Source organism: Helicobacter bilis (assembly GCF_001999985.1).
GTDB lineage: Bacteria > Campylobacterota > Campylobacteria > Campylobacterales > Helicobacteraceae > Helicobacter_A > Helicobacter_A rappini.
On the sequence record NZ_CP019645.1, the window covers coordinates 1,993,474 to 2,005,667 of the forward strand.

Consider the following 12,194-nt stretch of genomic DNA (forward strand, 5'->3'; position numbering starts at 1 on the left):
TAACTTTCTGGAGCATTATTATGATACAACCAAAACCTGTATTTTATGTATGTAAAAAATGCGGATATATGAAATACCATCAAGCAAAAAGTGATTGTTTTGGTGCTGAAGATATTGCGGCTATAATTTGTCCTAAATGTAACGCATTAATGAAGACTCATAGCAATATGTTAAGTGCATTCTTGGATTAAAGTTTTTAAATATTGTATTCTCTAAGCCTTTTACTGAATCGCCCCATTGTGTGTCTAGCACTCTTTGTTTCCATTGCTCTATGGTAAGTCTTGAATCTAAATCTTTTTTATTCATGCCTTTGGTTAGGGCTTTGGCAAATTTGTCATTTAAAGACTCTTTTATTTGTGCGTAGTTTTTATTTGCTTGTTGAAAGTGTGAGAAAAGTTCGTCTGCTTCTTGACGCGTTAATGTTTTTTGGGTAGGATTTGGGATCCCATTGGGCGCATCGAAGGTTGTGGTGTCGATGTCTTTTGACTTTGGGTATTCAGTTAAGCCCTTGCCGCTGGGATTTAGCTTGACTGACGCGATTTTGTCTAGCTCAACACTATAAATCTTTTTACCATTCTCTAAATATTCTTTAGCAGTTATTAATACTTTTGCTGGTTTTTCATTAATCACCACTTCGTTACTATATCTGTGAATTTTTAAATTAGTGTCATTTCCTTTTAAGTCATCTTGCGTTGCGATATGCTTTGCTCGTTTATATAGGTTTTCTATATCTTTTGCTATGGCAAAATGCTCTTCTTTAGTAAAGCCATTTGTTATACTTTTTAATATGGCTTTATCGCTCATCATCTTTTTTAAGCCTTTGTTTGATATTTGTGCGATAGCCTGTGTTTGTTCGTTTATAATATCTTTGTTAAGGATTGGGAGCAGTGTATCTTTTAATTCCTGTCTTAGTTCTGGCAAAGATTTGTTTTGCGTAATTGGACTTATTTCTATTTCATTGCGTCCTAAACCCCGCACCCCACCCATTTGGTTCGCTTCATTCTGTGCGACTTTAGAATCTAGGGCGTTTTTAATCGCATTATCGATATTATCTTTTATGCTATCTAGGTGTTTGTTTGCCCTAAATTTCTTTAAATCACTGCTGCTTTTTTCATAATTTCGCATGATTTCATTTATATTTTTGCGTAATTCTATGGCTTCGCTTAAACTTATGCTTTGTTTAGATTCTAGCTTTTGTGTTTCTCGTCTTAAAGTATTTGTGAGTTGATTATCAAGTCCTAAGCTTTCAATTGCATCATCTGTTACTTGTTTGTAGCCTTGCAGTAATGTAGCTTTAAAGTCTGTATCATTTAGGGCATTTTGCAAGTTATCAATGCTTGTTTTATAATCTTGTTTTGCTTGTTTGTCTATTTCATCTAACATGTGCTTATAGACTTCTGGCAGGTTTTGTGGTATAATGTGGTTATCCGCTTTTATTTGCGGAGTGTTGGCGTCAGCGTGTGGCTCATAACCATAAGGAGCTTGAAAATGGTTAGCCTTTTGGCTTTCCACCACATCTTTATATGCTTTGGAATTTTTATAACTACCTTTTTCAAAATACATACTTTTAAATGCTAATTCATTGCCTTTTTTACGGATACTTTCCACTATTATTGCGTGTCCATTAATTTGCTTAAAACTTAAGATTACATCTTGTCCTAAATCATCTTTACTAAAAAATGTTTCGTTAGCGGTTTTTGCAATATTCCTATAATTTGCTATATCGCTATATTCTACTGGCTTTTGTCCGCTTTGTTTAACTAAGTTAGATTCTACTCCATGCCGATTAAGCGTGTGGTTAATTGCTTGATAGTCAATGGTTACTCTTACATCATCTGCATATTTAAAACCTAATTGTTCCGCTTCTGTTTTGCTTAACTTGTCGATAGCTATTTTTTTATTATTCTTATGTGCGTATTCTATAATTTGTGGAGTAAAGTTTGCTTCCCCGATGATTTGCATGTCTCGCCCTTTTTGTGGGCTTGTTTCAATAATATTTATTACTTCTTGTATGCTTTTAGATTCTATATTGTCATGTTGAGGCATAGGCGAAACATCTTTATTTCCATTTAAGTAAGATGTTTCGTGCTTCGCACTCAACATGACAGAATCTTTATTTGTTTGTATGCTAGTTTCTGTATGTGGGTTTAATCCTTTTATTTTCCCACTTTTTGCATACTCATCTATGATTTGTTGTTCGTATTCTTTAGAAAGTCTTGTATCTCTTGCTTCTGTGCTTGTATGAATTTTTCTTTTGAATCATTAATACCAAATACTTCATAAATCTTTGCCCTTAATATCTCTGTATCGCTTATGCCATCTAGTCTTTTTTGATAGTTGTCATAATCATTCCATATAACCCTATTTTTAGGATACCATTGCTTTATATTGTGTGAGATTAAGCCACTACCGCCAAATACATCTAAAAATATTGTTTCATCGTTTATATATCCATCGCCCTGCATATCTTGCAAAACTCGCTTTATATGTTTTAGCATGTTTTTCTTATTTCCCATAAATGCTAAAGGGGGTTTGTTGTATTGCATTTTTTTTATTATATCCCCTATTGTTTATATACTATCTTAGAGTTAATCCCACTACGCATATGCTAATAACGGGACTTATGCTTTATTGCGTAAAACTGCTTAAAACATAAGCGACACCTTTTATTGTATTTACTTTTTTAATTGAAATATAGGGGCTTGTTTTATTTGGGATTTTGTGGTATGATTTGTTAAGCCTTTAGAGATAAGCCTTAAAGGTTTAGTGCGTTATCTAAGTTTCCAGCGTTAATCGTGTATGTCGGGGACGCCATTAGATTCTAATGGTTAGCGTTTTTAAAGGCGTTTGACTTATTTAAATCCCCTTTTTCAAAATACATACTTTTAAAACTTAGTTCATTAACCTTTTGTCGTATCTCTTCTACAATTACATAATATCCATTTATTTGCTTACCGCTTAATAAAATTTCCTTGCCCTTATGGTCTTTTGTTAAAGTTTTTCTATCGGCTTTATCCGCATAGCTTTGGTATTTTGCGATTTCATCAAGCGTTACAGCTTTTTGGTTTCCATTTTTTACCATAGGTGAGTTTTCGCCATGCCTTTTTAGCGTATGTATCACTTCGCTTGGCGTTATGCTTCTTGTGGTTTTTTGTGGAATTCTAAAACCTAATTGTTTGGCTTTTGTCTCATCAAGCGTGTTAATGGGTATTTTCTTGTTGTTATCTATCGCCCAAGCAATTACTTCAGCGTTAAGGTTTTCTGCACCGATAAGGATTTTATCATCGCCTTTTTGTGGGCTTGTTTCTAGTATTTTTATAACTTCTTGTGTATCCACTTTTTTGCCTTGTTGCATTTTTGGTATTATATCTTTTTTTAAATATATTCTCTCCATTACAGCCTTTGCTTTAGGATTCTTAGCTAGTCTTTCTATACTTTTACCGCTCATCACTCCACCCAAAAATCCACTTCCTAAATGTGCGTTGCTTTGCATAGTTATAGAATCTTTTATGTTTTGTGGTACAATGTCGGCAACAGATTTAGCAATATTGGTTGGGTTTGCGTCTCCTCCAACAGACTGAGTTAAATCCGCCACACCTGCTTTAGTTTGGGGCGTGCTAGGGCTTAAGGGTGTGGGCTTTTCCAAACTTTCTAATTCTAAGCTATAAATCTTATTTCCTGCTTGATTATTTTCAAATAGCGTAATTTTTGCTTCGGCTTGGCTTCCATTTATTTGTAAAGATTTTGTAAATCTGTGCACCGCCTGTATTTCATCTCGTGCCTTTGTATCTGAGTGTGATTCTTTTAATTTACTATTTTCAAATAAACTTTTTAAATCTTGTGCTACTTTAAAGTGTTCATCTCGTGTAAAACCATTTTGAATGGTTTTTGCAACAGCCTTACTGCTACTTATTTTGGTTAATCCTTTTGTGGATATGGTGGCGATTATGCCTGTTTCCTTATTAACTATCTCTTTATTAAGATAAGGGTTTAATACTTCTTTTAAATCATTTCTTAAATCTCTTATGCCTTTTGTTTCCTGTGTGGTGTATGTGAAATTAGAATCTATTTCATTATTTAAAGCCTTTTCTTGTGCTTTTATGTTTGGATTAGATTCCATTCCTTTTAACGCATAGATTTCTTTTTCTAGCTCTTGCCTATCCTTTGCGTATCTAGCTTTGTCGTATTCCCTGCCTTTTTCTATATGATAGGATTCATTGTTATTAAGATTATTGAGTTGTTTTTGTAGTCCTTGTAGTTTGTATTCTTTAAGCTTTGCGGGATTATTTGCTATATCTAGGGCAGATTCTAATATTTCTTTTTGAAAAGGGCTTAAGTGGTAGGTATTATAGCCTTGTTGCAGGGCTTTAAGCTGTGTTTGGTTGCCTAAAATAGCTTGTGTGATTTGCTCTTTTAAGCTTTGGGCTGTTTGCTTTTGTAGGTATTCTTTGCTTACACTCATATTGCTTAAAGGCTCTATATAGTCATTCCTGCCTTCAATTTTCATTACTCTAATAAGATTGTCATCTTGTGTGTGGAGTTTTTTAATTTCTTTAATTTTCTCATACTCATTCATAAATGGATTAAAATACTCGCTTTGTGCTTTTGTGGGATTTTGTGGTATAATGGCACCAGAGTTTGAAGGTTCATCTTTAGAAGTCAGTAAAGGATTAAATTCATCGCTATAAGCGGACAGGTTCGCGGTGTCGCCTTTAATCTCATCAGGTATTTTACCTTTTGTCTTTTTATAACTCGTTATAATCCAATTGTTATCACCTTTTTTATTAAATCCTTTTGAGATTCCCACGAGATAACACTCATTGCCATTTTTATACCATAGCGTATTTACGCCATTTTCGGTAAGCAATTTGCCATTTTGTATAATCTCATTTATTGCATTTGACATTTTTTCATAAGGATTATTTCCTGCAAAGTTTGCAAAATCGTTTAAATGTTTTTCCACTACTTTTTGTAAGCCTATTTTATCATTCCCCCAAACTGAATCAATATCCCCTAATTCTTTACGATGAAACGCCCCTGCAACTTGTCCTTTATACTCGCCCTTAACTCCGCTTTCTTTATGTGCTTGTGCTTCACTTATGAGTTTTTGTATAGCAGATTCCCCACTATGATAATGCTCGGCATAATTTGTGCCAAATTCTTTTATAGGTTTAATGTTTAAATCATTTTCTATCGCCTGTCTTACTCCTGAAGGTGATGGGTAAAAATCAGGTGGGAAATCCGCTTCCGTTTTGCCTTGTTCAAAATATTGTTTTAGCTTCATCATATCAAAGCGATTATCTTTGTGGATTCCTTTTGGGATTTTGCAGTATTCTTCTTGTCCTGTGAATGAATAAATGTAGGCTCCATAATCTCAATATTTTTATCTCATACAATTCCTATCTATCTAAAATCTAGTTACTCAAAGTAACATATTTTACTTAAAATATTTAATATTCAATTATGCAAGTAATTATCATAAATAATATTTTATATAATTATAATATTAATTCTTATTTTATATTTGGAGTATTTCAATGTGTAATATACTAACACAAAAAGGTTCAAAACTCATTCTATCCGCTGCATTACTAAGCATATCTTTAAGTCAAAGTTTATGTGCGAATGAAATAGCGACAAATGACAAACTAGCTGCATTAATAGATTCTACACCAGAGAATACAGATACACAGACAAAAAGACTAAATGCTGTGGTAACCTCTAGCACAGGCTTTGATTTACCACTCAAAGATGAGGCAAAAAATATTGTATTGATAGACAAAGAAGAGCTGCAAAACAAGGGGTTTTTAAACATTAATCAAGCTTTGCAATACAGCCCCCTTATCACTTTTAATAGCAATGGATTTGGCAATAATATAGACTTAAGGGGTCAAGGACTAGATTCTAATCGTGCGGTGAAAATCCTAGTCAATCGTGTGCCTATATCCCTGCTAGATACCTCTCATGGCGTTTCGCCCTACAATAATATAGATATTGAGAATATAGAAAGGATAGAGATAATACCGGGTGGTGGGGCTGTGGTGTATGGTAATGGCACAAGAGGTGGGATTATCAATATCGTTACAAAAATGCCAAGCAAGGATTTTAACCGCATAGTATTAAAAGCGATAAGCGGGGAGAGTGTGGGGATTCAAGGTGGGAGTTTAAGCATTGCTAGTGGTAAAAAATTGAGTGAGAATCTATTCATAAAAGGCGATGTGAGTGTGGGATATACACCCGGGGCGCGTAATGTTGCAGGTATTGCTACTGATAAAAGTGAGATTAAAGCCTTTAGCAATGACAATGAGACAAATCTCTACACCGCTTTTCAAGTCCTATATAATCCCTCTGAAAATCAAAAGTTTGACTTTAATATCAGCTACTCACACTCATGGCAGAGTATCCCTCTAAGCTATCTCTCATATACTTCTAATGTTAGAAATGGTGGCAGTTCAACAACAATCACAAAAGATGAAAGCACCATAAAAAAGAGCGAAACAACCCAGATGAATACACCATAAAAACGCAAAATGACTCCCTGCAAACTTCACTTAACTACACGACAAAATGGAGTGAGAATCTAGACTTTGATGCGTTAGCCTTTTATCAATTCTCACTTACAAGATATATGGAGTATGAATACTGCATTAGCACAAAGGCAACGGGATCATTTTGTCCAGCAGGTATCATGGATATGGGAAAGCCTAGTGGTTTCCAAAATCATGCCGCAGGACTGAATCTAAAGGCAAAATACACAACGACAAACAATACACTGATAGTAGGACTTGATAATATCCTAGAATCTTCAAAGCGTATAAATCATATCGATCACTTTTTTCCTATGTATGCAAGAGGGGCAACCATATCTTTTAGGGCTGCTCCACAACAACAAATGATTCATTATATAACAAACATCACAAATACCGCCATAAAGCTATCAAATAGTCTCTATGCATTTGATAGCTTTAGCTTTACAGATTCCATAAAGCTTAGTGGCGGTGTGCGTCTAGAGTATTCTAACTATTGGATGCAAAATATCCAAGACTATTGGCAAAAAACAAAAACTAATAACAACACAACAGAATCTAGCGAATATCTTAACTTCAAAGACCACGCACAGAATCTAAGCTATGCTGCAGAAATCACACCAAGCTATCAATACAGCGATACAGGCAACACCTATGCAAAGCTGGAGTTAGGCTTTATAAGCCCGAGTGCTTTTCAAATGATTAACGCCGATCCAAAGTCAAGCACAAATAGTGGTAAAGGCATGTTAAATAAAAATGAAGCAAATGGCATTAAACCAGAGCAATATATCACAGCTGAAATAGGTATGAAAGATGAGTTTGACTTTAGCTATATCTCTGCAACACTTTTTTATACGCACACATTTAATGAGATTTTTGTAAATAATATCACGCATGGCACAGCCTATACATATAGCAATCTAGGGCAGACACAAAGAGTGGGTGCAGAGCTTAGTGCGCAACAAAGCTTTTTTGATACTTCATGGCTAAGACTAAGTGAAAGTATAGGCATGCTTTATACAAATATATTGCAAACAAATGTCGCAAACGCCCATTTGCAAGGCAACATGGTGCCTTATGTCCCTTGGCTTAAAGCAACTCTCAATGTAGAAGCTGATATTTTGCGGACAAACACCCTAAACCTTACACTCTTTCTCAATAATACCTATATTTCGCAATCACTTGATTCTACAAGTGGCACAAGCAATGCAGCGGGAAAAAGTCATATTATGAATAAGGGTGGCTATGTGCTGAGTGATTTAGGTGCTATGTTTAGCATTAAAGATGTAAAAATTAATGTCGGCGTGCGAAATCTTTTTAACTCTTGGTATGCTACCTATCAAAAATACCCACTCTATGCCCCAGCCCTTGGTAGAAACTACTATGCGGAATTGAGATATAATTTTTAGGTGGTTTTGGATAGGGAATTAAATATCGGCAATATAATGTGGTTTCTAGTTATAGATTTGGATTCCAGCGGTTGTTATTTGGGTGTAGTAGAGCATTTTTAGTTTTTGATCTGCAACTATGGACAAAGAGACAATGCTTTCTTAATACAATGGATCTAAAAATTTACTTATCCCCTTTTTTTGTTTAGCCAGATAGCTAAGATCTATCTTTATGCACGATTCAACACTAACCTTTTTAAGTTATAATTCAAGCGATTTTATCACAAAAGGAAAATATGCAACCACTATCTAAAGAGATTTTAACGCAGATAAATACCACAATATGTGGCGATGAGAGAAGCCTTGAAGTATTACAGAATAAGGGTATTGTAAAAGCCTACACAAAAGGATATAGAATCTACCCAGATAGCGATGAGTTGCTAGGCTTTTTGTATGTTTTAAGCGGGAAAGTTCGCTTTTTTAGTGTCTCAAGCAATGCTAAGGAAATCACCATTTTTACCATAAGCGATAAGGAAAGCTGTATCATCTCTACAAGCTGTATTTTATCAAACATTAAGGCTGATGTGGTGCTTGAGTTTATGGAAGATTCTAGCGTGTTTATCCTGCCAAATAAGATTTTTGAGACACTCACGCACACAAATGAATCTATTATGCGTTTTAATCTCTTTTTAGTCTCTAAACGCCTAAAACAAGCCTTTGACACCATTAATGATGTAACCTTTAAAAGTCTTAAAAATCGCGTAGTAAAGTTTCTACTAAGCAATGCCAAAAATAACCGCGTAGAAGCAAGTCAAGAAAGCATAGCAAACAATATCGGCAGTGCCAGAGAGGCAGTTACAAGAGTGATAAAAGAGCTAAAAACACAAGGGCTAATTGAGACAAATCGCAATGAGATTGTGCTTAAAAATGGGCTGTATGAGCTAGGCAAAGATATAGAATCTTAGCTTTCTTAAAGCAGGGCGGGATTTGTCCTTGCGAAAGGCTCTCTTACAAGCAACACAAGCACAGAGGGGCAAATCCGCAAAAACTTAATAGAATCTAACCTTATAGAATGTATTGTCAATCTCCCTGCAAAACTCTTTTTAAACACGCAGATTCCAGCGTGTCTGTGGTTTATCAAACGCAATAAATCCCATAACAACACGCTTTTTATTGACGCGCGAAGTCTAGGCGAACTCATCAATCGCAAAAATAGGATTCTAACTCAAAGTGATATTGCTAAAATCACAGAGACTTATCACAAATGGCAAAAGGCACAAGAGCAGCAAAGTGGGGAATATAGCGATATTCTAGGCTTTTGTAAAAGTGTAAGCAAAGAAGAGATAGCAAATCTAGGCTATGTCCTCACACCCGGTCGCTATGTGGGCTTGGCAGAAGATGATGAAGACTTTGATTTTGAAAGAGAATCTTAAGTGAAAAGATTCTAAATAATTTAGAGATTATAGGTGGGAATGAAAATATCTCATAATACAGAATCTAATCTTGTCGTTTTGAGCCTTTGAAAAAGGCGAAAAATCTAAAATTATGAAATCTAAAAAGATTCTAAAAAAAAAAAAAGATTTTTCGCCTACGGCTCAAAATGACAACGAAAAAAAGAGAATATATTTTTTCATACTGAGCCTTTAGGCGAAGTGTCTAAAATTTATAACGGAGCGTAGTAATGAAATCTTTAGAATCTTGCACTTGTCATACAAAAGCCTTGTCCCCCTGCCATACTTATTATTCTTGTCATACCGACTCTCCTCCTTGTCATACTGAGCGTAGCGAAGTATCTTGTAACACAAAATCTAGCTTAGATTTACCTTTGGAATCTCTCTCTTTATAACCTTTTCTACAATCTCTCCATAAAGAGCAATGGCAGGAAGTAAGGCTTGGGGAAGTTGCAGAAATCACTTCAAGCAAAAGAATTTTTTATAGCGAATATGTAGAATATGGAATCCCCTTTTATAGAAGTAAAGAAATTATAGAATTTAGCAAGGGCAATAATCCACAAAATGAATTATTTATTGATGAAAATAAATACAACGATATAGCAAATAAATTTGGAGTGCCACAAGCAAATGATATTCTGCTCACTTCAGTTGGGACTTTGGGGATTCCCTATCTTGTGCCAAAGGATAAAAAGTTTTATTTTAAAGATGGTAATCTAACTTGGTTTAAAAATTTTAAAAACATTACAAGCTTATTTTTGTTTTATTGGTTTAAATCCCCACAAGGAAAAGAAAAGTTAGATTCCATTGCTATTGGTAGCACTCAACAAGCTTTAACTATCGCAGCATTAAAAGCAGTTAATATACACCTTCCGCATACAGATATTATAAGAATACTGAACGAACAATTAAATGGTATTCAAAATAAGATTGAAAACAACACAAAGCAGATTCAGAATCTCCAAGCAATGCGGGATATGTTATTAAAAGCAATATTTGCTTAGGTATTATTATGGTTTAAGGAATATAAAGGGATACTTTGCCTACGCTTTAGTCATGACAATGTCCCCACTTGTCATATCAAAAGTCTTTCCACCTTGTCATACTGAGCGTAGCGAAGTATCTCATAATACAGAATCCACAATAGAATCTAAAAAAGATTTTTCGCCTTTTTCAAAGGCTCAAAATGACAAAGGGGAGAGGACTCAAAATGACAAGAGGGAGGCGGAAGGCTCAAAATGACACGCATAGAGATTTTTCGTTTGCTACGCAAACTCAAAATGACAATGTATTTTATCATGATTAAAGTGTAGTGAAGTATTTAAGCTTAGAATTTAAATTTGTCATAACTAAGCCTTAGATGAAGTATCTGAAAATATAGAATCTAAGCTAGAGATTTTGCCTTATAGTTTGGTAACTTATTGCATTTTAAACATAGAATCTAAGCAAGTTTATTAAAGCTTTATTTCCTTTAAGATTGTAGAATACAAGCTTTTATGCTTTGTGGATAAAGGGAGTATCAAGATGGAATGTAAGATACGCACAATGCTTTTATGTTTGTTAGTTTTTGGTGTGTTTGGAATCTTGCAAGCAAATGCAAATCATAATGAAAATGCTATGGCAAAGCAAGAAGTGGCGAATGTGAATATAGATGATGATTTAGATTCTATCTTTCTTAATAGTAAAAGCATTCAGCTTGGTGATAAGCCTGTGATGATAGTCTTTGGCAAAGATGATTGCTATCATTGTAGTATTTTGAGTGCAAGTTTAATCGGTAATGATGTGATACAAGGCTATATTACGCTAAATTTCTTGCCTTACTATATCAATCTAAGCGATAAGAAAAAGCACTCTATCCCCTATCTCAATCTCTCTGGGTTAAGCTCACTTGATACCGCAAGGCTCTATAAGTTAGAATCCCTGCCTTTAATCGTGTTTGTAAGCACTGATGGTAAAGAGATTATGCGTGTAGCTGGATTCCCCGGGGAGAAAAGGATAATCCATTTATTAGAATTTATTTATAATGATATTTGGAAAAATTATAATAGCCCAAAAGAGCGTGTGGCTGGATTCTTAGAATATGAAGAGGATTTAGCAAAAGGTGCAAAATAAGATTCTATAAAATCAAGATAAGATTCTATAAAATAGGGTAGGGCGACTAAGGTCTAAAAAGCGTTAAAGGTTTATTAAATACAAAAAGGATTGTTGTGAATAAAGTTTTTAAGAAAAGTTTAAGTATAGCAATATTAGGTTTTTGCTGTGTTATGTCTGGCTGTAAAGATGGTAATATCTCAATTAGCGATGGAGAACAAAGTACAAAAGAGCTAGATACAAAGCTAGAAAATATCGATGTAGCTGGATATAAGGGACTAGAAGATATTATCAGCAATAATGTGCGTATAGAATCAGATTCTAAGCCTATTATGCTTATCTTTGGTGTGAATAATTGTAAATATTGCGAGATATTAAAACAAGATATGCGTGATAATCAAAAATTGCATGACTTTATAAAAGATAACTTTGTAACCTATTATGTAAATACGAGTTATAGCAAAACACATGAAGTAGCCTATATGCAAAAAAGTCTAAAAAGTGATGATTTAGCAAGATATTATGGTGCGGTGAAAACTCCACTTATTATATGGCTTGAGAGTGATGGGACTAGGATTCTAAAACTTGATGGATATGATCCTAATTATTTTAATGCCATGTTACAATTTGTAAAAAACAAAGGTTATGGTGATGAAAAAAATAGTGAAAAGCGTATGGCTATGTTTATAGAGCAATACACGCAGGGCAAATTAAATTTTTAGGGTTAAACTTTTAGA

General features: G+C 34.4%; 11 protein-coding genes and 1 pseudogene. 9 read left to right on the top strand and 3 right to left on the bottom strand.

Annotated elements, in window-relative coordinates; all coding sequences use genetic code 11:
* Nucleotides 1-132: 132 nt before the first annotated feature.
* The 3 genes from XJ32_RS09075 to XJ32_RS09085 all read right to left on the bottom strand — a co-directional run bounded on the left by XJ32_RS09075 (nucleotide 133) and on the right by XJ32_RS09085 (nucleotide 5,287).
* Nucleotides 133-2,103, bottom strand: coding sequence for a PBECR3 domain-containing polyvalent protein (locus tag XJ32_RS09075; protein WP_077389222.1), 1,971 nt, complete (start codon nucleotides 2,101-2,103; stop codon nucleotides 133-135).
* Between the two features lie 80 nt (nucleotides 2,104-2,183).
* Nucleotides 2,184-2,546, bottom strand: a complete 363-nt coding sequence (locus XJ32_RS09080) for a DNA adenine methylase (RefSeq protein ID WP_077389224.1) — start codon at nucleotides 2,544-2,546, stop codon at nucleotides 2,184-2,186.
* A gap of 275 nt (nucleotides 2,547-2,821) precedes the next feature.
* On the bottom strand, nucleotides 2,822-5,287 hold the full coding sequence (locus tag XJ32_RS09085; protein WP_155761504.1) for a putative barnase/colicin E5 family endoribonuclease: 2,466 nt from the start codon (nucleotides 5,285-5,287) through the stop codon (nucleotides 2,822-2,824).
* Between the two features lie 250 nt (nucleotides 5,288-5,537).
* Here XJ32_RS09085 and XJ32_RS12975 point away from each other — a divergent pair, with 250 nt between their 5' ends.
* The 9 genes and pseudogenes from XJ32_RS12975 to XJ32_RS09120 all read left to right on the top strand — a co-directional run bounded on the left by XJ32_RS12975 (nucleotide 5,538) and on the right by XJ32_RS09120 (nucleotide 12,179).
* Nucleotides 5,538-6,521, top strand: a complete 984-nt coding sequence (locus XJ32_RS12975; RefSeq protein ID WP_254422342.1) for a TonB-dependent receptor plug domain-containing protein — start codon at nucleotides 5,538-5,540, stop codon at nucleotides 6,519-6,521.
* Nucleotides 6,522-6,538: 17 nt separating this feature from the next.
* Nucleotides 6,539-7,936, top strand: coding sequence for a TonB-dependent receptor (locus tag XJ32_RS12980; protein ID WP_254422533.1), 1,398 nt, complete (start codon nucleotides 6,539-6,541; stop codon nucleotides 7,934-7,936).
* Between the two features lie 275 nt (nucleotides 7,937-8,211).
* Complete coding sequence (locus XJ32_RS09095; protein WP_174566019.1) at nucleotides 8,212-8,880, top strand: Crp/Fnr family transcriptional regulator; 669 nt, start codon at nucleotides 8,212-8,214, stop codon at nucleotides 8,878-8,880.
* Nucleotides 8,881-8,895: 15 nt separating this feature from the next.
* Nucleotides 8,896-9,404, top strand: a pseudogene (locus XJ32_RS09100) (N-6 DNA methylase); the annotation flags it as partial.
* A 192-nt stretch (nucleotides 9,405-9,596) separates the two neighbouring features.
* Nucleotides 9,597-9,761 carry a hypothetical protein gene (locus tag XJ32_RS12025; RefSeq protein ID WP_155761505.1) on the top strand — a complete coding sequence of 55 codons (165 nt, stop codon included), beginning with the start codon at nucleotides 9,597-9,599 and terminating at the stop codon, nucleotides 9,759-9,761.
* An 81-nt stretch (nucleotides 9,762-9,842) separates the two neighbouring features.
* The gene (locus XJ32_RS09105) at nucleotides 9,843-10,370 is read left to right on the top strand and encodes a restriction endonuclease subunit S (protein WP_254422535.1); all 528 of its coding nucleotides are present in this window, start codon (nucleotides 9,843-9,845) and stop codon (nucleotides 10,368-10,370) included.
* Nucleotides 10,371-10,428: 58 nt separating this feature from the next.
* Nucleotides 10,429-10,608, top strand: a complete 180-nt coding sequence (locus tag XJ32_RS09110; protein WP_077389230.1) for a hypothetical protein — start codon at nucleotides 10,429-10,431, stop codon at nucleotides 10,606-10,608.
* Nucleotides 10,609-10,890: 282 nt separating this feature from the next.
* Nucleotides 10,891-11,478, top strand: coding sequence for a thioredoxin fold domain-containing protein (locus tag XJ32_RS09115; protein WP_034563969.1), 588 nt, complete (start codon nucleotides 10,891-10,893; stop codon nucleotides 11,476-11,478).
* A 95-nt stretch (nucleotides 11,479-11,573) separates the two neighbouring features.
* On the top strand, nucleotides 11,574-12,179 hold the full coding sequence (locus XJ32_RS09120) for a thioredoxin fold domain-containing protein (RefSeq protein ID WP_004083968.1): 606 nt from the start codon (nucleotides 11,574-11,576) through the stop codon (nucleotides 12,177-12,179).
* The last annotated feature ends 15 nt before the right edge of the window (nucleotides 12,180-12,194 follow it).